Here is a 22,566-nt window from a genome sequence, read left to right as displayed (position 1 = left end):
GCCGGCGCACCGACCGACTTTCAGACCGACCGGGGCCACGGCCCGAACCGAAGGAATCCTGCCATGCTCGATGCCGCACGGACCGACGAGGCGCTGCTCGAGGTCAACAACGTCGAGGTGATCTACAATCACGTGATCCTCGTGCTGAAGGGCGTCAGCCTGAATGTCCGCAAGGGCGGCATCACCGCGCTGCTTGGCGGCAACGGCGCGGGCAAGACCACTACGCTGAAGGCGATCTCGAACCTGCTGCATTCCGAGCGCGGCGAGGTCACCAAGGGCAGCATCGTCTACAAGGGCGAGCGGGTGCAGGATCTCGACCCTTCGGCGCTGGTGAAGCGCGGCGTGATCCAGGTGATGGAGGGGCGCCACTGCTTCCAGCACCTCACGGTCGAGGAGAACCTGATGACCGGCGCCTATACCCGCCGCGACGGCAGGGGCGCGGTCGATGCGGACCTCGAGATGGTCTACACCTATTTCCCCCGCCTGAAGGAGCGTCGCCGCAGCCAGGCGGGCTACACCTCGGGCGGTGAACAGCAGATGACGGCGGTGGGCCGCGCGCTGATGTCGCGCCCCGAGATGATCCTGCTGGACGAACCCAGCATGGGCCTGGCCCCGCAGTTGGTGGAGCAGATCTTCGAGATCGTGAAATCCATCAACGAGAACGAGGGCGTGTCCTTCCTGCTGGCCGAGCAGAACACCAACGTGGCGCTGCGCTACGCGCACCAGGGCTATATCCTGGAAAACGGCCGCATCGTGATGGAGGGCACCGCCTCCGAACTGCGCGAGAACGCGGACGTCAAGGAATTCTACCTGGGCGTGTCCGACGAGGGCCGCAAGTCGTTCCGCGACGTGCGGTCGTACCGGCGGCGCAAGCGCTGGCTGGCGTGACGCCTAGCCGAGCGGTCCAGTGCGACACCCGGACAGCATGCAACCCGCACCGATAACGAAGGAAGCGGCATGAGCACCTATTACGACGACCTCGAAACCCGTAGCCAGGACGCGCGCGAGGCAGCACAGCTGTCCGCGCTTAACGACCTGCTGGGCCGGCACAAGCTCGACCCGCTGGAAAGCCTTTCCGACCTCGCCACCCTGCCGGTGCTGCGCAAGGCCGACCTTGTCGAGCGGCAGGCGGCCAATCCGCCCTTCGGCGGACTGCCGGTGGCCAACGTTGCGCATGTCTTCCAGAGCCCCGGCCCGATCTACGAGCCCGGCGGCATCACCCACGACTGGTGGCGCATGGGCCGCTTCCTGCACGCGGCACGCGTGGGGCCGGGCGACATCGTGCAGAACTGCTTCGGCTACCACCTGACGCCCGCCGGCCACATCTTCGAGAGCGGCGCGCGCGCCGTGGGCGCCACCGTGCTGCCCGCGGGCGTCGGCCAGACCGAGCTTCAGGTCCGTGCCGCGCGCGACGTGAAGGTGACCGCCTATGCCGGCACGCCGGATTACCTGAAGGTGATCCTGGAAAAGGCCGACGAGATGGGCGTCGAGCTTGGCATCACCAAGGCCGGCGTGGGCGGCGGCGCATTGTTCCCGTCGCTGCGTCAGTACTACGCCGACCGCGGCATCGCCTGCCTGCAATGCTACGCAACCGCCGATCTGGGAAACGTCGCGTATGAATCCTCGGCGATGGAGGGGATGATCCTCGACGAGCACGTCATCGTCGAGATCGTCACCCCCGGCACCGGCGATCCGGTCGAGCCCGGCGAGGTGGGCGAGATCGTGGTCACCACGCTCAATCCCGATTACCCGCTGGTCCGCTTCGCCACCGGCGACCTGTCGGCGATCCTTCCGGGCGAGAGCCCCTGCGGCCGCACCAACACCCGCATCAAGGGCTGGATGGGTCGCGCCGACCAGACGACAAAGATCAAGGGCATGTTCGTGCGCCCCGAGCAGGTGGCCGCGCTGGTCGCCAAGCACCCCGAGATCGCGCGCGCCCGCGTCGTGGCAAGCCGCGAGGGCGAGCGTGACGTGATGACCGTGCGGCTCGAGACCGAGGCCACCGATCCGGCCGCGTTCGAAAGCTCGGTCGCCGACGTGCTCAAGCTGCGCGGAACGGTCGAGATCGTGCCGATCGGCGGATTGCCGCGTGACGGGTTGGTCATCGAGGATGCGCGCAGCTACGATTGAGCCGGCCGGCGCGCGGCGGGAACCCGGGGACGCGCAGGCGCGTATGTTCTGCGGGAGGACGCCATGAAGAAGACCATCCTTGTCGCTTTCCTGAGCGTTGCCGCGCAAACCGTAGCCGCGGGCGAGGCGCTGGTGATCGGGAATGCCCGCTACTCGACCTTCGACACCGTGTTCGGCGCCGAACGCGTCGGCGCCGCGGCGCAGGCCTTGCGCGACCGCGGGCTGAGCGTCACCGAAGCGGCGAATGCCGACGCCAGCGCCATGCGCGGCGCGCTGGCGCGCTTCGTCGCCGGCATCGAGGAGAGCGAGGAGCCGCTGGTGATCGTCCTGTCGGGCGCCTTCGTGCACGGCCCGTCGGGCGCGTGGCTGCTGCCCGCCGGGGCGGCGGCCGGCGACGCCGCCGCGGCGCTGACGCAGGGCCTGCCGCTGGACGCGGTGCTTTCGGTGCTGGCCGCGCGACCGGGTCGCGCCTTCCTGGTGCTGGGCGAAAGCCCGGCGGGGGCAGGGGCGGCGCCGTTCCTGTCCGCCGGGCCCGGCCACCTGGAGGTGCCGCAGGGCGTCACGGTGATCCGCGGTCCCGCGCCCGAGGTGGCCCGCTTCGCCACGCGGGTCATGCCGCGCCCGGAGGTCGCGCTGGCGCCGGCGGCGGCGGAGCTGTCGCTTGACGTCGACGGCTACGCGCCGGAGGGGCTGGTGGTGCTGCGCGCACAGGACGCGACCACGCAGCCCGTGCCCGCTACGCGCCCGGACGAACCGGCCGCCGCGCGCGCCTCGCGCGACGATTCGGCGTGGCGCCGGGCCGAGCAGATGGACAGTGCCGAAGGGTACCGCATCTACCTCGAGGCGTTTCCCGAGGGACAGAACGCCGCCGCGGCGCGGCAGCGGCTGCGCGCCATCGACGAAGACCCCTTCTATGCCGAGCGCCGAGCCGAAGAGGCGATGGAGTTGACCCGCGAAGAGCGTCGCGAGGTGCAGCAGAACCTGTCGATCCTGGGCTACGACACCCGCGGCATCGACGGCATCTTCGGCCCCGGTACCCGCAGCGCGATCGAGGCTTGGCAGCGCGCCGAGGGCTATCCCGCGACCGGCCTGCTGACCGCGCAGCAGGTCACGCGGCTGCGCAATTCGGCCGAGACCCGCGCCGCCGAGATCGAGCGCGAGGCGCAGGCCCGGGCCGCGGCGCGCGAAGCGGCCGACCAGCGGCTGTGGGATCGTGTGTCCGGCCAGGGCCGCGAGGAGGACCTGCGCCGCTACCTGCAGGATTTCCCCGACGGGATGTATTCCGACCGCGCGCGGGCGTTGCTGTCCGATATCGAGGAGCAGCGCGCCGACCAGGCTGCCGCGCAGGATCGGCAGGCATGGCAGTCCGCGCGCGACGAGGACAATGTCGCGGCCTATCGCCGGTATCTCGAACAGCGACCGGACGGCGCCTTCAGAGGCGAGGCGCAGGCGCGCATCGCGGCGCTTCAGAGCGCCGGCGACGATGCCGCCGCGCGGGCCGAGGAAGAAGCGCTGGGACTTGGCGCGGTCGGCCGGCGGCTGGCCGAGGTGCGGCTGTCGCAGCTTGGACTGGATCCCGGCCAGATCGACGGCGCCTTCGACGGCCAGACCCGCCGCGCGATCCGAAGCTACCAGCGCGACCGCGACCTGACCGTGACCGGCTACCTCGACCAGGCGACGGTGGTCCGCCTGCTGGCAGGCGGGCTGGAAGGGCTGTTCTCGCGCTGAGGCGCGTTGCCACCGGAGCCCGCGTCAGCGCGCCCTGCGACAGCCCCGAAGCCACACAACGGAAGCAACACCGCCGAAACGACAAAGGCCGCCCCGAGGGGCGGCCTTCGCGTAGTCCGAAAACGGTGTCCGGGTTCAGCCCTGGCGGGCCTTGAACCGGCGCTGGGTCTTGTTGATGACGTAGACCCGGCCCTTGCGGCGCACGACGCGGCAATCGCGATGGCGCTTCTTGAGCGAGCGGAGCGAGTTTGCGACCTTCATCGGTCTCTCCTCTGGTCTCGGCGCGCGAGCGCCTGCGTTGCGTTTACCGGCACGTGAAAGCGCGCCGTCGCGGGCGCGACACCCCATGTGCCGGGGCGAAAATTCCATGGTGGGCGGTACTGGGATCGAACCAGTGACCCCTACGATGTCAACGTAGTGCTCTACCGCTGAGCTAACCGCCCGTATGGCCTTTGCGATTCTGCTTGCCCCGTCCTGTTCGGGGCGCGCTGATCCGCGCCGGTGGGCGGTCTATAAAAGGTCTGGAAACCGGGATCAAGGGCTTTTGGCAAAGTCTGAAATCGGACTATCTTCATCGGACCGCAGCTGAGCACGGAGTGCCGATGGCCGCCTTTGCCCTTCACAGGCCCGACCGCCTGACATCGCGAGTCGTCTTCGCCTCGCCGCATAGCGGGAACGACTATCCAGAGGCTCTCTTGCGGGATTCGGTGCTGGACCGGCACGCGATCCGGTCGTCCGAGGACGCCTTCGTCGACCGGCTGTTCGACTGCGCGCCCGAGTTCGGCGCGCCGCTTCTGGCCGCCGCAGCGCCGCGCGCCTACGTCGACCTGAACCGCGCCGCGAACGAGCTTGACCCCGCGCTGATCGAGGGCATCCGCCGCGGGCCGCACAACCCGCGCGTGGCCAGCGGACTGGGCGTGATTCCCCGCGTCGTCGCCAATGGCCGCGCGATCTATTGCGGCAAGATCCCGGAGGCCGAGGCGATGGACCGGCTGGAGCGCGTCTGGGCCCCTTACCACGCCCGCCTGCAACAATTGTTGGACGACGCGCATGACGCGCATGGCGAGGCGATCCTGATCGATTGCCACTCGATGCCGCACGAGGCGGTGGCGAGCCTTGCGCGCGGCGGGCGCCGGGCCGAGGTGGTGATCGGCGATCGCTTCGGCGCCTCGGCGGGCGCGGGCATCGTCGACCGCATCGAGGCGGCGTTCGTCGCGCAGGGCTTCGTCGTGGCGCGCAATGCCCCTTTCGCGGGCGCCTACACGACGCAGCAATATGGCCGCCCGGGGCGCGCCCGGCACGCCGTGCAGGTCGAGATCGACCGCGCGCTCTACATGGACGAGGCGACGATCCGCCCGCATGATGGGTTCGAGCCGCTGCGCGCCGCCTTGCGCGGCGTGATCGCCGAGATCGCCTCGCTCGGGCAGCACGAGATGCCGCTGGCCGCCGAATAGGCGCGGGCGCGCTCAACCGCGCGGGAACAGCCGGTCCAACGCCGCCTCGAGCGGCGCGGCGTGGTCGAGGTTTAGCCGCACCGGCAGCGTCAGCACCTTTTGCCGGAAGGCGCGCGGCAGGCGGACGGCGTCCTTTTCCGTCGTCACCAGTTGCGCGCCAAGCCGGGTGGCGTCGGCCTCGAGCCGGCTCAGGAGCGCGGTGCTGAAGGTCTGGTGATCGTCCAGCGCCTCGCCGTGGCGCAGGTCCGCGCCGAGCGCGCGCAGGGTGGCGAAGAACTTGTCGGGGTGGCCGATGCCGGCGAAGGCCAGCACGGGCAGGCCCTCCCATTCCATGCCGGTCTGCAGCGGCGCAAGGTGGCCGGTGATGCGCGGCACCGCCACGGCGTTGCCCCAGGTGGAGGTGAAGCGGTCCTGCGCCGGCGCGTCGCCGATCGACAGCAGCAGGTCGGCGCGGGCCAGGCCGGCGTCGACGGGTTCGCGCAGCGGGCCGGCCGGCAGGCATCGGCCGTTGCCGAAGCCGCGCGCGGCATCCACCACGACGATCGAAAGGTCCTTGTCCAGCGCGGGGTTCTGGAAGCCGTCGTCGAGGATCAGCGCCTGCGCGCCGGCCGCCTCGGCCGCGCGGGCGCCGGCGGCGCGGTCGCGCGCGAGCCATGTGGGCGCGAAGGCGGCGATCAGCAGCGGCTCGTCCCCGGTATCGGTGGCGGTGTGGCGGCGTTCTTCCACGCGCACCGGACCCGTCAGCCGCCCGCCATAGCCGCGCGAGATCACGTGCGCGGTGATCCCGCGCGCCGACAGCGCCATCAGCAGCGCGATCACCGTGGGCGTCTTGCCGGTGCCCCCGGCGTTCAGGTTTCCGACGCAGATCACCGGGACGCCGGCGCGGTGCGCGAGCGGTCGCGCCACGCGCCGGGCGGTCGCCGCCGCGCTCAGCCGGCCCAGCGGTGCCAGCAGGCGCGCGCGCAGGCCCGGCCGGTCGGGCGGGCGATCCCAGAACCCCGGCGGTCGCATCAGGCGCTCGCTTTCGCGCGCAGGTCTAGCTGATCGAGCACCTCGGCGATCACCGTATCGACCAGCGCGGCGCCCTCGGAGATCACCCGCCAGCCGGCGTGGGCCATCGCCGCGGCCTTGTCCGGCGCCACCAGGTGCGACACCGCCGCGGCCAGCGAATCGGCGTCGCGCACGATGCGCGCGGCGCCGGCCTCGACCAGCTGGGTGTAGGCGGTCAGGTGCTGGCCCACGTTCGGCCCGTACAGCAACGCGCAGCCCAGGGCGGCGGCCTCGAACGGATCCTGTCCGCCATGCCCGGGCGCGAGCGAGCCGCCGATGAACGCGAGCGGCGCCAGCCGGTACCACAGGCCCAGCTCTTCGGGGCCGTCGACCAGCATGACCTGGGTGTTCTCGTCCGGCAGCTCTCCGGCATCCCAGTGGCAGATGCGCAGCCCGCTGTCGGCGGCGGCGCGGGCGATGGTGGCGGTGTCGTCCTCGTTATGCGGCACGGTGACCAGCAGCAGGCGGTGGGCCAGGCGCAGCGCGTGGCGGTGGGCGCGCAGCACGAGGTCGGCCTCGGCGGCGCGCAGGTGCGCGGCCAGCCACAGCGGCCGGCCCGCCAGGTGCGCCGCAAGCTTGCCGTGCTGCGCCATGTCGCAATCCAGCGGCAGACCGCCGTCGCGCAGGATGCCGGACAGGCGCAGGCGCTCGGGCTCTATGCCGATGCGGCGCAGGGCGCGCATCGCGTCGCCATCGGTCGCGTGCACCCGGTCGAACAGCGCCAGCGTCGCGGCGGCCGGGTCGGGCATCCAGCGCGCGGCGGGGCTGGTCCAGGGCGCATCCGTCGCGCCCAGCAGCGTCAGGTGCGTTCCCTGCCGCGCCATCGCGTCGATCAGCGCAGGCCGCAGGGTCTGGCCCGCCCACAGAGCGCAATCGGGGCGCAGCGCGGCGGCGAAGGCCTCGGCCGCGGCGGGGCGATCCTCGGGCAGGGGGTGGCGGATCAGGCAGGGCTGGTCGGGCACGGCGCCGGTGGCCATGACGGCGATCTCGGGGCGCTGCAGGCACAGCCGGCCGCACAGGCGCGCAAGGGCCCGGCCCTGTTCGTCGTTGTCGGCATGCACCCAGATCAGCGGCCCCTCGGGCCGGGGCGGCAAGCCGCCGGCCGGCGCGGTGCCGCCGCGCGTCAATGCCAGGTAGGCCCGCAGGTTCAGGCCGCGTGCGCTCATGGTGCGGCGCGGCCGGGCGTGAAGCGGGATTCGGGAAGAGGCAGGGTCATGCGCGTATCCGGAGGGAAGGGGGCCGCCAAGTGCGCGCGCAGCCTAGCGGACGGCCCGCTCGGGTCAAGCCGAGGGCCCTAGAGGTGTGGCGCAGGGAGGGGCTGAGAAGGTGAGAGGCTGGACAGCGACCCAGGCGGGACTCGTTGCGGCTGCTTCCTTCCGGACCTGACCGGGTTGGCGAGTTGCCTGCCCGCGCCAACCTCTCGACCGGGGACATAAGCGAGGCGCGCGCGCGATGCAACCGCGCGACGCATCATGCGAAACGATTGGCATCCCGGCGCGCGCCGGTCTATCGCTGCGCCATGTCGCAGATGTCGCTTTTCTTCACCGCCGCGCCGGGGCTGGAACCGGTTCTTTTGGACGAGGCGCGCGCCTTGGGCTTTGAGGGGGCCGAGGCGCAGCCCGGCGGTGTCGCCGCACGGGGCGACTGGTCCGAGGTCTGGCGCGCCAACCTGTGGCTGCGCGGCGCGGGCCACGTGCTGGTGCGCGTGGCCGAGTTCCGCGCGGCGCATCTCGCGCAGCTCGACAAGCGCGCGCGCAAGGTCGACTGGACGGACATCCTGCACGCGGACGTGCCCTTCCGCGTCGAGGCGACTTGCCGCCGCTCGCGCATTTACCACGACCGCGCCGCGCGCGAGCGGGTCGAGCGCGCGATAGCCGAGACGCTGGGCGCGCCGCACGACCCCGAGGCCGGCCTGCGCGTCATGGTCCGGATCGAGGACGACCTGGTGACGATCAGCCTCGACGCCTCGGGTGAGCCGCTGCACCGTCGCGGCCACAAGGAGGCCGTCGGCAAGGCGCCCCTGCGCGAGACGCTGGCCGCGTCGTTCCTGCGCGTGGCGGGTTATGACGGGACCGAGCCGGTGATCGACCCGATGTGCGGCTCGGGCACCTTCGTGTTGGAAGCGGCCGAGATTGCGGCGGGGCTGGCGCCCGGCCGGACGCGCCGCTTCGCCTTCGAGGACTTCGCCAGTTTCGACGCGGGCGCCTGGGCCGCGATGAAGGCGCAGGCCGTGTCGCGGGACACGGACCTGCGTTTCGCCGGCTTCGACCGCGACGACGGGGCCATCCGCTCGGCCGCGGCGAACGCCGCGCGCGCGGGGGTGGACGGGCTGTGCAGCTTCACGCGCCAGCCGATCGCGGCGCTGGAACGCCCCGCGGGCGCGCCGGGGCTGGTGATGGTCAACCCGCCTTACGGCGCGCGCATCGGCAACCGCAAGCTGCTGTTCGCGCTCTACGGCACGCTGGGGCAGGTCCTGCGCGAGCGCTTCCGCGGCTGGCGCGTCGGGCTGGTCACGTCCGATCCCGGGCTTGCGAAGTCGACCGAGTTGCCGTTCCTGCCGGACCCGGTGAAGGTGTCGCATGGCGGCCTGACCGTGCGGCTGCACCGCACCGACGCGCTCTAGAGCGCCAGCCGGAAACGGACGAAGCCCGCGCCGTCGCAGCCCGTGTGCGTCAAGCCCGGCACCGGCACGTCCGGAGCATGGGCCAGCGCGCCGGGGCCGGTGGCGAACAGCACCGAGGTGCCCGGCATCGGCGCGAAGCGGAACAGCGGCGCGGCGGGCAGGGCGTCCAGACCACCCACCGCCACGTGGCGCAGGATCATGTCGCGCATGGCCTCCTGCGTGTGCAGAAGCACCCGGTCGGCGCCGCTGCCCGGGAACTGCCCGCCGCCAAGGCCGCGATGGCTGTTGCAGGCCAGGACGAACGACTCGTCGTCGTACACCGGCGCACCGCGATGCGTCAGGTCATGGATGCGCCCATGCGTCGGGTCGGTGACACAGCCCTTGACGTCGTAGCGCGGCGGCGCGGACAGATCGATCCGGTAGTCCAGCCCATCGATCGCGTCGAGCATGTAGAGCGGGTGCTCGGGGTTCAGCAGCGGCGCGTCGCGCGTGCCTTTGGAAATGGTGTTGTAGACGCTGGCGGCGCGCTCCAGCCAGCCGCGCAGCTCGGCCCCCGTGACGCGCAGGGCCAGAACGGTGTTCGAGAAGACGTAGAGGTCGGACAGGTCGCGCAGGGTCATCGGCCCCGGCGCGATGTCGGTGTAGTAATCCGGCCCGCCGCGCCCGCCCGCCTTGAAGGCCGAGGCCGCCGACAGCACCGGAAGGTTCGCATAGGGCGTGCTCGCCAGGTGCTTGCGCACCGCCCAGGCCTGCGCCCGCATCACCGCGCGCGCCGCCGTGTCGACGCCGATCGCGGCGAAGTACGAATGCAGGGCAACCGGCGAGCGGCCGGCGGTGCGTCGGGTGAAGGAAAGCGTGCGCGCATGCGCCGGCGCGACCAGATCGGCAAGCGCGGGATCGTCGCGCGCCAGCGCGGTCAGCGCGCCGCAGCCGGCGCGCATGGCGATGGCGCGCGCCTCGCTTCGGCTGCTCGCGACCGACCACCGCGTGTCGTCGTGGTGCAGGTCGAGGTCGATCAGCCCAAGGTGCGAGCCCCACAGCCCTGCCATGACCGCGGGCTTGCCGTGGACCGTGCCGCTGCGGGAATCGGCGGCGGGATGCGGCTCGGCCCCGGCCGAGGGAAAGACCTCGTGCACGTGGCCGGCGATCACCGCGTCGATGCCGTCGAGCGCGGCCAGATCGGCCGAGGCATTCTCGCCGGCGCGCTCGTGCCCGTCGCCCGGATCGGGTCCGAACCCGCCATGCGACAGCGCGATCACCACGTCCGCGCCCGCGGCGCGCATTGCGGGAACCCAGGCTTGGGCGGCCTCGACCGGATGGCGCACCGCACAGCGGCCGTGAAGCTTGTCGCGATTCCACATCATGACCTGCGGCGGGGTAAAGCCGATCACCCCGATCGTCAGGTCGTGGGGCCGTCCTTCGGCGTCGTGCAGGCGGCGCGGGATCAGGACGTAGGGCGGGAACATCAGGTCGTCTGCCGCGGCGCTCGGCCCCAGTCGGCGCGCCACGTTGGCCACCACCGCCGGAAAGCGCGCGCCCGTCAGCGTCCGCGTCAGGAAATCCAGCCCGTAGTCGAATTCGTGGTTGCCCAGCGTGACTGCGTCGTAGCCGATCGCGTTCATCGCGGCGATCACCGGGTGAGGCTCGGCCTCCTGCGCCCCCGCTTCGCCCGCGCGGCCGCTTGCATGGACATCGCCCAGCGGCGTACCCTGAAGGAAGTCGCCGTTGTCCAGCAGCACTGCATCGGCGACCTCGGCCCGCGCCGCGCGGATCAGCGACGCGGTCCGCGTCAGGCCGGCGGTGTCGATGTCGCGGTCGCGGTAGTAGTCGTAGGCGCGCAGATGCGCGTGCAGATCCGTCGTCGCCATGATGCGCAGCGCGACACGCGCGCCCGGCCGGGCCTTGCGGACAGCGCGCATCCCGACCGTCATCGGCCGGGTTTTCGGCGATCGTCCGCCGCACTGGCAGAAGGTCGCTTTCTCATGGTGCCACGGTCATGTTTGCCTGCGAATCTCGCATGTTGCAGGGCGTCGGAGCCCTCGGGGATGATGCGGCGGTTGCGGACGGGGTTCAACCACAACGCGATCGGTGCGCGCTACCGTTGCAGCGATGCCATGATCCGGAGAGCGAATTGCATTCGACGCGCCGCGCCGCCACTGTGCGCGCGACGGTACGGGATCACGGCAGGAGACGGCATGCGCCACGCGGAAACGGTGACCTTCGGCGGCTCGGCGCTGGATCGTGCGGCGGAGTTGCGCGGCGACCCGGCGGCGCTGGCCGAGGCGGCGCGCGATCCAAAGGCGCACAGCGTGCTGTTGTGGCGCGGCAAGCCGCTGGTGACGGGCGAGGATGCGCTGAACCTGCCACGCCTGCCGGCTGATCACCCGGTGCTGAAGGACGCGCCCGGGGCGCCGCTTTTCCTGGGCCGCGAGGCCGGCGCGCCGGTCTTCGCCCGCGACATGACCGAGTGGCACCCCGAGGATTTCGACGAGACGCAGCTGGGCGGCTTCTTCGACCCCCGCGAACAGCGCCATCCGGCGCTCGACGCTTCGCAGCGTTTCGCCGAGTTGCGGCGGGTGATGACGCGGCTGAACCCGCGCGATGCCGAACTGGCGGCGACCGCGCGGGCGCTGTTCGGCTGGCACGCCACGCACGGGTTCTGCGCACGCTGCGGTGCGGCCTCGGAGCTTGCGCAGGGTGGGTGGCAGCGGGTCTGTCCCGCCTGCGGCGCGCGTCATTTCCCGCGCACCGATCCGGTGGTCATCATGCTGATCACGCGCGGCAATTCCACGCTTCTGGGGCGATCGCACGGCTGGCCCGGCGGGCTCTATTCCTGCCTCGCGGGTTTTGTCGAGCCGGGCGAGACGATCGAGGCCGCGGTGCGCCGCGAGGTGTTCGAGGAATCGGGCATCGCCGTCGGTCGGGTGCGCTATCTCGCCAGCCAGCCCTGGCCGTTCCCGGCGTCGCTGATGATCGGCTGCCACGGCGAGGCGCTGGACGACGCGATCAGCCTCGATCCGGTCGAGCTGGAAGACGCGCGCTGGGTCAGCCGCGAGGAACTGGCCGATGTCTTCGCCGGAACGCGCAGCGACATCGTGCCTGCGCGCGAGGGCGCGATCGCGCATTTCCTGCTGCGCAATTGGCTGGCGGACCGGTTGGACTAGGCCGCGAAGGCGGGCTAGCGTGCGCGGAAAGGATTTCCGCACAGGATGGACCCATGCAGCTGACCGCCACCCAGGACATCGCCGCGCCGCGCCAGGCGGTGTTCGACCTGATCTCGGACTTCGATACGCTTCAGGCGCGGCTGGTCGCGCGCGGGGTCGACATCGAGCCCGTGTCGCCTCCGGGCGCGGGGGCGCTGCGCAGCTGGCGCGCTTCCTTCGACCTGCGCGGGAAGCCGCGCGAGGCGGTGGTCCGGCTGGCGGCCATCGAGCCGCCGAACCGAATGGTCTTCGAATGGCAGAGCAGCGGGCTGCACGGACGCAGCGAGGTCGGCCTGTCGGCGCTCGCTGAAACCGGCACGCAGGTTACGCTGAAGACCGACTTGATGCCGCAGACCCTGTCGGCGCGGCTGGTGGTGCAGTCGCTGAAACTGGCGCGCGGCAAGATCGAAAGCCGGCTGGGCGGCCGCATGGCGGCCGCCGCCGCCGAGATCGAGGCACGGGTCAACAATGCCCGCTGACGGTGCGACGTCGGGGAATCTGATGGACACGCTGCGGGCAACGTTGGGAGAGGGCGCCGTCGCGACCGGCCCGGACGCGGCGCGCTGGTCGAACGACTGGACGGGGCAGCACGAATGGACGCCGCTGTGCGTCGCGCGGCCCGCGGACACGGCGGGCGTGGCTTCGGTGCTGGCCGCGGCGCGGGAGGCGGGCGTCGCGGTGGTGCCTGTTTCGGGCAACACCGGCCTTGCCGGCGGTACGGTCGCCGAGGGGGCCGTGATGCTGTCGCTCGACCGGATGAACCGCGTGCGCGACATCAACGCCAAGGCGCGCACCGCCACGGTAGAGGCCGGCGTGATCCTGTCGCACCTGCACGAGGCGACCGCGCCGCATGGCCTGACCTTCCCGATAAGCTTCGGCGCCAAGGGTTCGGCCATGCTGGGAGGGATGCTGTCGACCAACGCGGGCGGGTCGGGCGTGCTGCGGCACGGCAATACGCGCGACCTCGTGCTGGGGCTCGAGGCGGTGCTGCCGGACGGGCGGGTGCTTGACGCGATGACGGCGCTGCACAAGGACAATTCCGGGCTGGACCTGCGCCACCTGCTGATCGGCGCCGAGGGAACGCTGGGGGTGATCACCGCCGCGGTGGTCAAGCTGGCGCCGCTGCCACTGGCGCGCGCGACCGCGATGGTGGCGGTACGGGATCTGGATGCGGGGCTGGCGCTGCTCAACCGACTGCAAGCGGCGTCGGGCGGCGCGGTCGAGGCCTGCGAGTACATGGACCGCACCTTCATGCGCGCCCACGCGGCGCATTTCCCCGACGCGGCCCGCCCCTTCATCGACGACCACGACGTGACCATCCTGATCGAACTGGCCAGCACCGCGCCGCGCGATGCCACGCCCGGCCTGGACGGGCAGGTGCCGCTGGCCGGGCATCTGGAAACGGTGCTGGGCGAGATGCTGGAGCAAGGGCTGATGCGCGACGCCGTGGTCGCGCAGTCCGAGGCGCAGCGTGGTGCGATGTGGCAGCGCCGCGAAGCCGCGGCCGAGGTGATCACGACGCGCAAGCCGGTGGTGATCACCGACATCGCCGTGCCGCTCGACGGGGTCGCGACGTTCCTGGATTGCATGGCCGCGCGCTTGCTGCGGATCGACGGCGGAGCGGTGCCGGTCGCGGTCGCGCATCTGGGCGACGGCAACATCCACTATGCCGTCTGGCCCTCGGATGCCGCGCTGAAGGACGCGATCACCGAAGCGGTCGAGGACGAGGTTCTGGCCCTGCGCGGCTCGTTCTCGGCCGAGCACGGCATCGGCACGGCCAAGCTGGACTCGATGCGCCGCCGCAAGGACCCGGTCGCGCTGGACGTCATGCGTGCGATCAAGGCGGCGCTCGACCCCGACGATCTGCTCAATCCCGGCAAGCTGATCCCGCCGCGCTGAGGCCGCGCCATCGCGGTGACGATCTCGCGGCATCTGGTCTTTCCCTCTCCCATGCCGCTATGTCTGGCACGAAGAACAACAGGAAGGATCGGCCATGGCTCTCATCTTCGATATTCCCGCCGCCAGCGTCGCCATCGCCGGCAGCGCCGACCGGTTCCCGGTGCGGCGGATCTTCTGCGTCGGGCGCAATTACCTCGCTCACGTGCGCGAGATGGGCAACGACGAGCGCGACCCGCCGTTCTTCTTCACCAAACCCGCCGACGTGGTGGTCGAGGATGGCGCGACGATCCCCTATCCGCCGCAGACCGCCGACCTGCACCACGAGGCGGAACTGGTGGTCGCCATCGGCAAGGGCGGGCGCGACATCGCCGAGGATGCAGCGCTGGATCACGTCTGGGGCTACGGCGTGGGCAACGACCTGACCCGGCGCGACCTGCAGGCGCAGGCGAAGAAGATGGGCCGGCCGTGGGACTGGGCGAAGGCGTTCGATGCCTCGGCGCCCATCGCGCCGCTGCACCCGGTGACGCAGGTCGGCCATCCGGCGAAGGGGGCGATAACCGCGCGCGTGGATGGTGAACTACGCCAGCAGGGCGACCTGTCCGAGATGATCTGGCCGGTGCCGTCGATCATCGCCTTCCTGTCTGCATCAATGGAGATCCGGCCGGGCGACCTGATCATGACGGGCACGCCCGCCGGCGTCGGCCCGATGGTGGCCGGCCAGACCTGCATCGTCGAGATCGAGGGGCTGGGAAGCCTGACCACCACGATCGCCTGACGGGAACCGCGGTCGCGGCGTCAGTCCGCGGCCCCTTGCGCCTTGTGTTTCTCGAACGTCTCGCGCGCCCGGCCCCAGACACCGGCGTCGATCCGGTCCAGATCCGACAGGTGCGGCAGCAGCTGCGCCGCGAAATCCTCCGAGCTTTCGCGCGGCAGCAGCGAGGGCAGGTTGTCGATCGCCATCACGTCGAGCGGCGGCGCGTCGTGAACCCGCACCACCGGCGCCGCCCAGCTGGTGGCGTGGTCGTAGACCGGAACGGGGTTGTACGCGCTGTCGGGGTCGCAGGCGATGTCGCCGATCACCCGAAGGGCGCGCTCACGGGTGCCGGCGTCGCGCGGCACGAATGCTGGCACGCCGGGAGCGGCCAGGATGCAGTTGAGGAACAGACCGTGGTCCAGCCCCTCGGGGAAAGGCCCGCCATGCGCGGTTTCGGCGATGTCCCATCCGGTTACGGGGATGTCGAGCGCGCCGCACAGCTCGCGGGCGCCGGTGCCGACGCGGCCGAGCGCACCGATCACCAGCGCCTCGGGGCGTGGCGCCTCGGACAAGGCAACGCGGCATTCCGACAGCATCGCGTCGGCGCTGGGCCAGGTGGTCACCGGCGGGCAGATCCGCCCCTTCGTCTGCGCCGCCCAGGCCAGCGCCGAGACGGCCGCGCCCGCGTAGCCCGCCCAGTAGCCGAAGGCGGCGACGCGGCGGCCGGTCTCGTCCACTAGGTATTCCAGATCGTAGAGCGCGCCGCCACCCGCGCGGAACCGCGCCAGCAGGCGGCGGCCCGCGCCTTGGCCCTTGAAGGCGTGGCCGAACATCACGTGCCGGTGGCGCAGGGGCGTTCCGTCATCGGGCAACTCCTTCAGGCCGAAGATTATCGCGTCGTCGGGGGCCTGCGGCCATGATCCCTGCGGCGCGACGGTGGCGCCGGCCCGTCTGAAGGCGTCGGCCGGGATGACGCGGGTCGCGCTTTCCTCGACCGTCACGGCGATGCCCTTCGCGAGAAGACGCGCCACGCCGTCAGGCATGATCCCGACCCGGCGCTCGTCGGCGCGGCTTTCAGCACGGATCCAAAGATGCGTCATGAACGCCCTCTCACAGGTGGCTGCGCATGCGGGCGCGCGCCGGCATGTCGAGATGCGGGAGCGCGTTGAACTGCGTCATCGCGAGCCCGGTTGGCAGCGGCTGCAGGCGGTGGACCGAGGTGTTCTCGATCGCGAGGCACATATGCGCCAGCGCCCGCATGTCGAGGCCCAGAACGATGCGCATCGCCATCCCGATCAAGCCGCCCGAGGTCACCACCAGCGCACGCCCCTGGCCTTCGGCGATCTCGCGCAGCGCGTCGCCCACGCGCGTCTCGAACGCATGGAAGGTCTCGCTCACGCCTTCGATGCGGCCCTCGCGCCAGGCGGTGAAGAGCTGCGGCAGGTGGGCCACGAATGCTTCGCGGTCACCGGGCATGGGCACGCCGTGCTGGTCCTCAAAGGCCTGCGCCATGGCGAAATATTCCAGCTCGTTCAGGCGTTCGTCCTGCATCACGGGCGCGCCGCAATCGGCGTCGATCGCCTGCGCGGTTTCGACATGGCGGCGCAGGGTGCCGGAATAGACGCGGGCGAAGACCTCTCCGGCATCGCGGAAATGCGCGCCCAGCCAGCGCGCCTGTTGCCAGCCCAGTTCGCTGAGCCGGTCGTAACCCAACTCGTCGCGCGCCGCGCCGTTGGCCTGTCCGTGCCGCACCAGAGTAACGAATGCCATCGACCACCTCGCTGTTCCCGGCGCTCATAGCGCGCCGGCGCGGCGAAAGGAACGCCGGACGCCAGGCTTGCTGTCATAAATCCATGAAGGGCGTTGCCTATCGGGTGGCGGATCGGCCTGGTCGGGACGCCGTGGGGCGCGATGGTCAGGCCTCGCGCTGCCTCTCGATATAATCACGCATGTGCTCGGCCTCGGCGCGAGCCTCGCGCAGGCCTTCCATCGCGGCCGACAGCTCGGCCTCGGTCTGGGCCAGCTGGTTGGTCAGCTCGGCCTCGCGCTGCTGCAGGTAGGTGATCGCCTGGTCGCGCGTCTCTTCGGCCTCGTGCAATTCACGGCCCATACGCTCGAGTTCGTCGACGTCGCCATGACGGACCTTGCCGAAGCGATGAATCAACCAATGGGCGAACCAGCCCAGGCAGAACGACACGAACAGAATGGCGGCCGTTGCGGCTATGAACTCGGTTCTATTCATCTTCTGCGCCTTCTGCCCCCGCCGACTCGTCCTGGGTCGGTTTCTCGTCGGCAGAAGGCTCAGCGTCAAGCGCCCGTTCTGATTGTTCCTCCGTCTCGGCCTCGTCGGCGATCGCGTCGGACGGGATCAGGGTGAATTCGATCCGGCGGTTGGCCTCGCGGCCTTCCTCGGTGTCGTTGTCGGCGATGGGGCGCGTCTCGCCGTAGCCGACGGCGGTGTAGGCGCGCACCGGGACCAGCCGCTCGCGCAGACCGTCGCGGACCGATTGCGCGCGGTCGCGGGACAGCTCCTGGTTCATCTCCTCGCGGCCCTGGCTGTCGGTGTGCCCGGCGATCTCCAGCGGGATGTCGCCGCATTGCTTCAGCAGCTCGGCCAGCTCGTCCAGGATGTCCTCGGCCGAGGCGTCCAGCCGCGCCGAGCCCGGCTCGAACGTGATCTTGCGGTCGCCGATGATCTCGCCGATCAGGCTCTGGCACTCCTCGGGCGAGGGCAGGCCGCGCGCGGGATCGAGCTGCTCGACATAGGTCACCTCGATCTCGAGTTCGGTCCCGTCGCCCAGCTTGTCGGCCAGCAGCGCCGCGATGTCGGTGCTGGCCTCGGGGCGGCCGGTGCGACCCGACACGGAGACGCTGTCCGGCGTCACGGTGGCCGAGCCGTTGGAAAGCATGGCCAGCGCCTCGATAGCCGCCAGCGCGCGCACCGACCAGTCCTCGGGCACGGACTCATCCTCGCGCGCGGCCATGTGAACGCTGGTCGAGCCGAACTGCGCCTTGGCGAAGCTTTCCACGGTCTGGCGGGCGCGCGCGTCGGCCAACCGGCCGCGCAGCTGCACCGCGCCCTCGGGACTGCGCGTGGCGACGAAATCGGGCGCCGCGACAGGACCCTCGTTAAGTGCCTCCGGCGGCTCGGGCAGGTCGGTCTGCAGCACGAAGATCTCGGGCAGGCCGGATTCCAGCACGCCCACCGCGCGGTCGAACTTGTCGCGCGGGGTGCCTTGGGGGGCGACAAGGCGGATGTCGGCGTTCGAGATGGCAACCTGCCCGCCGCCGAGCGCGCCGACCGCCTGGATGCCGGCCACGGCCGCGTCGCTCCAGTCGCTGGTGGGCACGCCCAGACCCAACGGGCACTCGGCGTCACCCTCGAGGCCCACGGCCTCGGCGGCGCGCAGGATCCGGTCGCGGGCAGCTTCGGTGTCGGCCGAGCAGGCGGGCATCCGCGCGCCGGTATCGTCCAGCGCGAAGCGAAGCACGAACGGCGAGATCACCGGCCGCGGCGCGGTCACGTCAAGCGCAAGCTCCAGTCCCTCGGGCACCTGGCGCTCCAGCTCGGCTTCGAGCGCGCGGCGCGCCTGTTCGCTTTCAGCGATCGCCTTGATCGTGACCCTCTCGGGCGTGACAGAGATCTGCGAGCGCGGAAGGTCGTCGAGCGCCTGCGTCGCGAACCGCAGCGCCGAGTCCCAGCCCGCCGGGGCGGGGAAATCGGCGCTTTCCAGAAGGTCGGTCACCATGCCGCCGGCCGCCGCGTCGCCGGCCGCCTTGGTCAGGCGCGCGATCAACGCGTTGCGGTCGGTCACGGTGGGGATCAGCCCGATCACGGACAGGCCGGCCTCGTTGCGCAGGATGTCTACGGAAAAATCCGGCGCCTCGTCCGCGGTGGAATCGGCGATCAGCATCTGGTCGATCAGCCGTGCGGTGTCGACCACGCGCCCGGCGCTGGCGAGTGCTGCGAAGCGCGTCGCCTCGTCCGGGGCGGTGCCAAACAGGTGGACCTGCAGCCCATCCGTGTCGATCTCGGCCCAGGTCAGCCCCTCGGTGCGGAAGGTCTGCTGCAGCGTGGTGCGGGTGTGCGCCTCGATCTGGGCCACGGAAAGGTGGGCCGACACGTAGGACAAACCGCCAGCCGCGGCGAAAATCGCGGCCGTGATCGCGATGGAGGAGAGGCGCATCGTAGTCCCGTCAGATTGTCCCGGATGGGCCGACAGATAATGCCCTGCCGCCCGTGGCGCAATCAGGCCAGCAGGGCACCGGCGAAAATCAGCACAGGCAGCAGGCCCGCATCGCGGTTGGACCGGAACAGCGACAGCAGCCGGTCGTGGTCGTCCATCTTCAGGCGCCGCAGTTGCCACAGCATGTGCCAGCCCATAGCCCAGGGCGCGGCCAGCGCGATCACCATCGCCAGAAGCTCGGGCGCGGGCACGGCCAGGATCACCGCCAGCGCCATCAGCGCGACCGAGGCGACAAGGAATCGTGCCAGCCACTCGGGCGTGTCCTCTCCGAACAGGCGGGCGGTGGATTTCACGCCGATCAGGGCGTCGTCCTCCTTGTCCTGGTGGGCGTAGATCGTGTCGTAGAACAGCGTCCAGGCCATGCCGGCCACGTACAGGACCACGGCCGGCCAGCCGAGGCTGCCGGTATGCGCGGTCCAGGCCAGCAGCGCGCCCCAGTTGAAGGCGAGGCCAAGGAAGATCTGCGGCCACCAGGTGAAGCGCTTGGCGAAGGGATAGGTCGCCACAGGCACCAGCGCGAGGATGCCCAGCGCGATCGCCGCGGGCGGGAAGGTGATCAGGATCAGGAAAGCCACGAGGCACTGGAACACCGCCCAGGCCAGCGCTTGCTTCGCGCTGACCCGTCCCGACGGGATGGGGCGCGATGCGGTGCGCGCCACGCTGCCGTCGATGTGACGGTCGGTGATGTCGTTCCAGGTACAGCCCGCGCCGCGCATCAGGATCGCGCCCATCCCGCAGCCGGCGAAGATCCAGAGATCGAACCACCGCGCCTGTCCGGACGCCAGCATCGCCAGTAGCAGGCCCCACCAGCACGGCAGCAGCAGCAGCCAAGTGCCGATCGGCCGGTCGAGGCGGCTCAGCCGCAGGTAGGGGCGCAGCGCCTCCGGCGCCCAGGCGTCCACCCAGTTGCCCCGCACCGCGTCGGCGACCGTTCCGCCGGCCTCTGGTCTCTGGCCCGTGCCGCCCATATGCTGCGCCTCATGAGTCTGGTTCGCCTTTTCGTAACCCACCCGCTGGGGCAGGGACAACCGGTGCCGCTGACGCGCGAGCAGGCGCATTACCTGTTCGGGGTGATGCGGCTGGAGCCGGGCGCCGAGGTCGCGCTGTTCAACGGCGCCGACGGCGAATGGCGCGCCGTGGTGGCCGAGACGGGCAAGAAGGGCGGCCTGCTGAACTGCATGACGCAGGCCGTCGCGCAAGGCGAACCGCCCGACCTGTGGCTGTGCTTCGCCCCGGTGAAGAAGGCGCGCACCGATTTCATCGTCGAGAAGGCGGTCGAGTTGGGCGTGCGCCGCATCCAGCCCGTGGCGACCGAGTTCACCAATTCCGAGCGCTTCCGGCAGGACCGCCACCAGGCCAACGCCGTCGAGGCGGCCGAGCAGTGCGGCGCCACCTTCGTGCCCGAGGTCGCCGATCTGGTCCGTCTCGACCGGCTGCTGGCCGACTGGCCCGCGGACCGCCACCTGATGTTCTGCGACGAGACGCGCGCCGGGCCCGCCACCGCGCTGTCTGGCGCGCCCGAGGGCCCTTGGGCCATCCTGATCGGCCCCGAGGGTGGTTTTTCCGCTGCCGAGCGGGCGCGCCTGGCGGGCATGGCGCTGGCGCGTCCGGTCTCGCTGGGCCCGCGGGTGCTGCGTGCGGACACCGCGGCCGTCGCGGCGATGACGCTGTGGCAGGCCGCGCTGGGCGATTGGCGATGACCCAGCGACGCCAGTCGATGCGCCCGGCGCTGCGTCCCGAGGCCACGGCCCTGCTGCGGCGCTGGCGCGAGACGCTGATCGGCGGCGCGGTCATCGCGCTGGGGCTCTACTGGGTGGTGTTTTCCTTCGGGCTGATGGTCTGGATCGGCTGGATCGTCGCCACGGCGGGGGTGGCGCTGGCGGTGGCGGGAATCCAGCGCGCGCGTTTTCGCGCCGCCGAAGACGGTCCGGGCGTGGTGCGCGTGCTCGAGGGTCGCATCGCCTACATGGGCCCGCTCGATGGCGGCACCGCCGATCTGGAGACGCTGCGCGCATTGCGGCTGGACCCGACAGGTCTGCCCGCGCACTGGATCCTCGACCGTCCCGACCAGCCGCCGCTGGCGATTCCGGTCACGGCGCAGGGCGCCGACGCGCTGTTCGACGCCTTCGCCAGCCTGCCCGGGATGCGGACCGAGCACATGCTGCGCAGCCTCAACGCACCCGGCGGAGCGTCGGTCATCGTGTGGCGCGCGTCGGACGCGACGCAGAAGCGCCTGCACTAGATGAGCGTCGAGGCCTGGGCCACCTTTGCCGGGTTCTGGGTCGTGTTCGTCACCTCTCCGGGACCGAACGCGGTGAACTGCATCCGCAACGGAATGACCTTCGGCTTTACTCGCGCGCTGTGGGGCGTCGCGGCGATCCTGACGCAGGCGGCGCTGTTCCTGTTCCTGTCCGCGATCGGGGTGACCGCGCTTATCAAGGCGTCTCCGGCTGCGTTCCTGGCGGCACAGATTGCGGGCGCCGCGGTGCTTCTGTGGCTGGGCGTGCGCACCTGGCGGCGCGCCGGCCGCCCGCTGACGGCCGAGGCGGCGGCGCCCGCGCGGATCTACGGCCATGCTTTCCTGGTGGCCACGATCAACCCGAAATCGGTGGCAGGTTACCTGGCCGCCTTCTCTCAGTTCGTGTCGCCGAATGTGTCGATCGGCCAGCAGATGTGGGCGATCGTGCCAACCGCACTGGGCATCACCTTCGCCAGCTACGCGGGCTATACGGCGCTGGGCGCAGGTCTGGGCCGCGCGGCTCTGTCGGCGGTGGCCAATGTCGCGGTGCGCAAGGGTCTGGCGGCGTGCTTCATCCTGTACGGAGCCGCTCTGGCGGCAGCGGCGCTGCGGGGGCTGCCGTGATCGCGGGGATCGATCCGGGCACTTGGGCGGCCTTCATGGCCGCGGCGCTGGTGCTGAACCTGACTCCGGGGGCGGACGTACTTTTCGCCATCGCCTGCGGCGCGCGCGGCGGCTGGCGCGCGGGTATCGCGGCGGCCGGCGGGGTGGCGCTGGGGATATTAGGCCACGTCACGCTGGCGGTGGTCGGGCTGGCCGCGATCCTCGCCGCGAATCCCGGCGCGCTGGACGTGATCCGCTGGGCCGGCGCGGCCTATCTTCTGTGGCTGGCCTTCCACGCGTGGCGCACACCGCCCGCCGATCCGCAGCGCGCGCCCGAGGGCACGGCCCGCGTCTTCTGGCGCGGCGTGCTGACCAATGCGCTGAACTCCAAGGTCGGGCTGTTCGTGGCGGCGCTGCTGCCGCAGTTCGCCGATGCCTCGGCCGGACCCGTCGCGCCACAACTGGCCGCGCTGGGAGTCGCGCTCGCGGCAAGCGGCTTCGTCGTCACCGCGATCTACGGCGCCGCCGCCGGCGCGGCGGCGGGCGCACTGCACCGGCACGGGCAACTGCTCAACCGGGTATCGGCATTGGTGTTCGCCGGGCTGGCGCTGCGGCTGGTCTGGGACTAGCCCCGCT

Annotated in this window: 22 protein-coding genes, 1 tRNA gene and 1 other RNA gene; 13 read left to right on the top strand and 11 right to left on the bottom strand. The window is 71.3% G+C overall.

The features are described 5' to 3' along the window. Window positions 1–63: 63 nt before the first annotated feature. The 3 genes from BLW27_RS16365 (at window position 64) to BLW27_RS16355 (ending at window position 3,858) form a co-directional block, all read left to right on the top strand. Window positions 64–888 (top strand): ABC transporter ATP-binding protein, encoded by an 825-nt coding sequence (locus BLW27_RS16365; RefSeq protein ID WP_089884903.1) that lies wholly within the window; start codon window positions 64–66, stop codon window positions 886–888. Window positions 889–957: 69 nt separating this feature from the next. Beyond that, window positions 958–2,130: a phenylacetate--CoA ligase family protein gene (locus BLW27_RS16360; RefSeq protein ID WP_089884901.1), complete on the top strand. Its 1,173-nt coding sequence runs from the start codon at window positions 958–960 to the stop codon at window positions 2,128–2,130. Between the two features lie 63 nt (window positions 2,131–2,193). Further along, a complete protein-coding gene (locus tag BLW27_RS16355) occupies window positions 2,194–3,858 on the top strand; it encodes a peptidoglycan-binding protein (protein WP_089884899.1) in 1,665 nt (554 codons plus the stop codon). A 135-nt stretch (window positions 3,859–3,993) separates the two neighbouring features. Here the strand turns inward: BLW27_RS16355 and ykgO are convergent, their stop codons facing one another. Both ykgO and BLW27_RS16345 read right to left on the bottom strand, forming a co-directional pair. Further along, a complete protein-coding gene (ykgO, locus tag BLW27_RS21280) occupies window positions 3,994–4,119 on the bottom strand; it encodes a type B 50S ribosomal protein L36 (protein WP_007792261.1) in 126 nt (41 codons plus the stop codon). Window positions 4,120–4,226: 107 nt separating this feature from the next. Next, window positions 4,227–4,301 (bottom strand) — tRNA-Val (locus tag BLW27_RS16345). A gap of 153 nt (window positions 4,302–4,454) precedes the next feature. Between BLW27_RS16345 and BLW27_RS16340 the strand changes: the two genes are divergently transcribed. Continuing rightward, window positions 4,455–5,312, top strand: a complete 858-nt coding sequence (locus tag BLW27_RS16340; RefSeq protein WP_089884896.1) for an N-formylglutamate amidohydrolase — start codon at window positions 4,455–4,457, stop codon at window positions 5,310–5,312. 12 nt (window positions 5,313–5,324) lie between these two features. Here BLW27_RS16340 and lpxK read toward each other — a convergent pair whose 3' ends face one another. The 3 genes from lpxK to ffs form a co-directional block, all read right to left on the bottom strand. Beyond that, window positions 5,325–6,323 (bottom strand): tetraacyldisaccharide 4'-kinase, encoded by a 999-nt coding sequence (lpxK, locus tag BLW27_RS16335; protein WP_089884894.1) that lies wholly within the window; start codon window positions 6,321–6,323, stop codon window positions 5,325–5,327. After that, on the bottom strand, window positions 6,323–7,528 hold the full coding sequence (locus BLW27_RS16330; protein WP_089884892.1) for a 3-deoxy-D-manno-octulosonic acid transferase: 1,206 nt from the start codon (window positions 7,526–7,528) through the stop codon (window positions 6,323–6,325). The genes lpxK and BLW27_RS16330 overlap by 1 nt, the downstream gene beginning before the upstream one ends. A 159-nt stretch (window positions 7,529–7,687) precedes the next feature. Beyond that, window positions 7,688–7,784: signal recognition particle sRNA small type (ffs, locus tag BLW27_RS16325), an RNA gene on the bottom strand. 97 nt (window positions 7,785–7,881) lie between these two features. Here ffs and BLW27_RS16320 point away from each other — a divergent pair. Continuing rightward, entirely contained in the window at window positions 7,882–8,985 is a 1,104-nt protein-coding gene (locus BLW27_RS16320) for a THUMP domain-containing class I SAM-dependent RNA methyltransferase (protein WP_089885014.1), read from the top strand. On the opposite strand, the gene BLW27_RS16315 is transcribed toward BLW27_RS16320, so the two are convergent. After that, window positions 8,982–10,916: a bifunctional 2',3'-cyclic-nucleotide 2'-phosphodiesterase/3'-nucleotidase gene (locus BLW27_RS16315; RefSeq protein ID WP_089884890.1), complete on the bottom strand. Its 1,935-nt coding sequence runs from the start codon at window positions 10,914–10,916 to the stop codon at window positions 8,982–8,984. The two genes, BLW27_RS16320 and BLW27_RS16315, sit on opposite strands and share 4 nt — an antisense overlap. 264 nt (window positions 10,917–11,180) lie before the next feature. Here BLW27_RS16315 and nudC point away from each other — a divergent pair, with 264 nt between their 5' ends. From nudC to BLW27_RS16295, 4 genes are all read left to right on the top strand, one after another. Then, window positions 11,181–12,149, top strand: coding sequence for an NAD(+) diphosphatase (gene nudC, locus BLW27_RS16310; protein WP_089884888.1), 969 nt, complete (start codon window positions 11,181–11,183; stop codon window positions 12,147–12,149). Between the two features lie 53 nt (window positions 12,150–12,202). After that, window positions 12,203–12,667, top strand: coding sequence for an SRPBCC family protein (locus tag BLW27_RS16305; RefSeq protein WP_089884886.1), 465 nt, complete (start codon window positions 12,203–12,205; stop codon window positions 12,665–12,667). 22 nt (window positions 12,668–12,689) lie between these two features. Continuing rightward, window positions 12,690–14,087 carry an FAD-binding oxidoreductase gene (locus tag BLW27_RS16300; RefSeq protein ID WP_089885012.1) on the top strand — a complete coding sequence of 466 codons (1,398 nt, stop codon included), beginning with the start codon at window positions 12,690–12,692 and terminating at the stop codon, window positions 14,085–14,087. A 94-nt stretch (window positions 14,088–14,181) separates the two neighbouring features. Next, on the top strand, window positions 14,182–14,862 hold the full coding sequence (locus BLW27_RS16295) for a fumarylacetoacetate hydrolase family protein (RefSeq protein WP_089884884.1): 681 nt from the start codon (window positions 14,182–14,184) through the stop codon (window positions 14,860–14,862). Between the two features lie 20 nt (window positions 14,863–14,882). On the opposite strand, the gene BLW27_RS16290 is transcribed toward BLW27_RS16295, so the two are convergent. The 5 genes from BLW27_RS16290 to ubiA form a co-directional block, all read right to left on the bottom strand. Continuing rightward, complete coding sequence (locus tag BLW27_RS16290; RefSeq protein WP_089884882.1) at window positions 14,883–15,941, bottom strand: saccharopine dehydrogenase; 1,059 nt, start codon at window positions 15,939–15,941, stop codon at window positions 14,883–14,885. A gap of 10 nt (window positions 15,942–15,951) precedes the next feature. Then, window positions 15,952–16,611 carry a histidine phosphatase family protein gene (locus tag BLW27_RS16285; RefSeq protein ID WP_089884880.1) on the bottom strand — a complete coding sequence of 220 codons (660 nt, stop codon included), beginning with the start codon at window positions 16,609–16,611 and terminating at the stop codon, window positions 15,952–15,954. 145 nt (window positions 16,612–16,756) lie between these two features. Then, entirely contained in the window at window positions 16,757–17,083 is a 327-nt protein-coding gene (locus BLW27_RS16280; RefSeq protein ID WP_089884878.1) for a hypothetical protein, read from the bottom strand. Next, window positions 17,076–19,028, bottom strand: coding sequence for an OmpA family protein (locus BLW27_RS16275; protein ID WP_089884876.1), 1,953 nt, complete (start codon window positions 19,026–19,028; stop codon window positions 17,076–17,078). Before BLW27_RS16275 ends, BLW27_RS16280 begins: the two co-directional genes overlap by 8 nt. 62 nt (window positions 19,029–19,090) lie before the next feature. Beyond that, window positions 19,091–20,056 carry a 4-hydroxybenzoate octaprenyltransferase gene (gene ubiA, locus BLW27_RS16270; RefSeq protein ID WP_245710917.1) on the bottom strand — a complete coding sequence of 322 codons (966 nt, stop codon included), beginning with the start codon at window positions 20,054–20,056 and terminating at the stop codon, window positions 19,091–19,093. A gap of 12 nt (window positions 20,057–20,068) precedes the next feature. Between ubiA and BLW27_RS16265 the strand changes: the two genes are divergently transcribed. From BLW27_RS16265 to BLW27_RS16250, 4 genes are read left to right on the top strand one after another with little or no spacing between them, the layout of a single operon-like run. Beyond that, window positions 20,069–20,788, top strand: a complete 720-nt coding sequence (locus BLW27_RS16265; protein WP_089884872.1) for a 16S rRNA (uracil(1498)-N(3))-methyltransferase — start codon at window positions 20,069–20,071, stop codon at window positions 20,786–20,788. Further along, complete coding sequence (locus BLW27_RS16260) at window positions 20,785–21,330, top strand: hypothetical protein (RefSeq protein ID WP_245710916.1); 546 nt, start codon at window positions 20,785–20,787, stop codon at window positions 21,328–21,330. Before BLW27_RS16265 ends, BLW27_RS16260 begins: the two co-directional genes overlap by 4 nt. After that, window positions 21,331–21,951: a LysE family translocator gene (locus BLW27_RS16255; RefSeq protein ID WP_089884870.1), complete on the top strand. Its 621-nt coding sequence runs from the start codon at window positions 21,331–21,333 to the stop codon at window positions 21,949–21,951. It abuts the gene before it with no gap. Next, the gene (locus BLW27_RS16250; RefSeq protein ID WP_245710915.1) at window positions 21,948–22,559 is read left to right on the top strand and encodes a LysE family translocator; all 612 of its coding nucleotides are present in this window, start codon (window positions 21,948–21,950) and stop codon (window positions 22,557–22,559) included. Before BLW27_RS16255 ends, BLW27_RS16250 begins: the two co-directional genes overlap by 4 nt. Window positions 22,560–22,566 lie beyond the last annotated feature (7 nt).

Source organism: Citreimonas salinaria (assembly GCF_900107235.1).
Taxonomy (GTDB): domain Bacteria; phylum Pseudomonadota; class Alphaproteobacteria; order Rhodobacterales; family Rhodobacteraceae; genus Citreimonas; species Citreimonas salinaria.
The sequence above is the reverse complement of the archived record's forward strand: the minus strand, read 5'-3'. Positions and strand labels throughout refer to the sequence as shown.

Excerpts from the sequence above, each read along its gene's own strand:
- BLW27_RS16365 (WP_089884903.1), top strand. The coding sequence starts at position 64 with ATGCTCGATGCCGCACGGACCGACGAGGCGCTGCTCGAGGTCAACAAC.
- BLW27_RS16360 (WP_089884901.1), top strand. The coding sequence starts at position 958 with ATGAGCACCTATTACGACGACCTCGAAACCCGTAGCCAGGACGCGCGC.
- BLW27_RS16355 (WP_089884899.1), top strand. The coding sequence starts at position 2,194 with ATGAAGAAGACCATCCTTGTCGCTTTCCTGAGCGTTGCCGCGCAAACC.
- ykgO (WP_007792261.1), bottom strand. The coding sequence starts at position 4,119 with ATGAAGGTCGCAAACTCGCTCCGCTCGCTCAAGAAGCGCCATCGCGAT.
- lpxK (WP_089884894.1), bottom strand. The coding sequence starts at position 6,323 with ATGCGACCGCCGGGGTTCTGGGATCGCCCGCCCGACCGGCCGGGCCTG.
- BLW27_RS16330 (WP_089884892.1), bottom strand. The coding sequence starts at position 7,528 with ATGAGCGCACGCGGCCTGAACCTGCGGGCCTACCTGGCATTGACGCGC.
- BLW27_RS16320 (WP_089885014.1), top strand. The coding sequence starts at position 7,882 with ATGTCGCAGATGTCGCTTTTCTTCACCGCCGCGCCGGGGCTGGAACCG.
- BLW27_RS16315 (WP_089884890.1), bottom strand. The coding sequence starts at position 10,916 with ATGACGGTCGGGATGCGCGCTGTCCGCAAGGCCCGGCCGGGCGCGCGT.
- nudC (WP_089884888.1), top strand. The coding sequence starts at position 11,181 with ATGCGCCACGCGGAAACGGTGACCTTCGGCGGCTCGGCGCTGGATCGT.
- BLW27_RS16305 (WP_089884886.1), top strand. The coding sequence starts at position 12,203 with ATGCAGCTGACCGCCACCCAGGACATCGCCGCGCCGCGCCAGGCGGTG.
- BLW27_RS16300 (WP_089885012.1), top strand. The coding sequence starts at position 12,690 with ATGGACACGCTGCGGGCAACGTTGGGAGAGGGCGCCGTCGCGACCGGC.
- BLW27_RS16295 (WP_089884884.1), top strand. The coding sequence starts at position 14,182 with ATGGCTCTCATCTTCGATATTCCCGCCGCCAGCGTCGCCATCGCCGGC.
- BLW27_RS16290 (WP_089884882.1), bottom strand. The coding sequence starts at position 15,941 with ATGACGCATCTTTGGATCCGTGCTGAAAGCCGCGCCGACGAGCGCCGG.
- BLW27_RS16285 (WP_089884880.1), bottom strand. The coding sequence starts at position 16,611 with ATGGCATTCGTTACTCTGGTGCGGCACGGACAGGCCAACGGCGCGGCG.
- BLW27_RS16280 (WP_089884878.1), bottom strand. The coding sequence starts at position 17,083 with ATGAATAGAACCGAGTTCATAGCCGCAACGGCCGCCATTCTGTTCGTG.
- BLW27_RS16275 (WP_089884876.1), bottom strand. The coding sequence starts at position 19,028 with ATGCGCCTCTCCTCCATCGCGATCACGGCCGCGATTTTCGCCGCGGCT.
- ubiA (WP_245710917.1), bottom strand. The coding sequence starts at position 20,056 with ATGGGCGGCACGGGCCAGAGACCAGAGGCCGGCGGAACGGTCGCCGAC.
- BLW27_RS16265 (WP_089884872.1), top strand. The coding sequence starts at position 20,069 with ATGAGTCTGGTTCGCCTTTTCGTAACCCACCCGCTGGGGCAGGGACAA.
- BLW27_RS16260 (WP_245710916.1), top strand. The coding sequence starts at position 20,785 with ATGACCCAGCGACGCCAGTCGATGCGCCCGGCGCTGCGTCCCGAGGCC.
- BLW27_RS16255 (WP_089884870.1), top strand. The coding sequence starts at position 21,331 with ATGAGCGTCGAGGCCTGGGCCACCTTTGCCGGGTTCTGGGTCGTGTTC.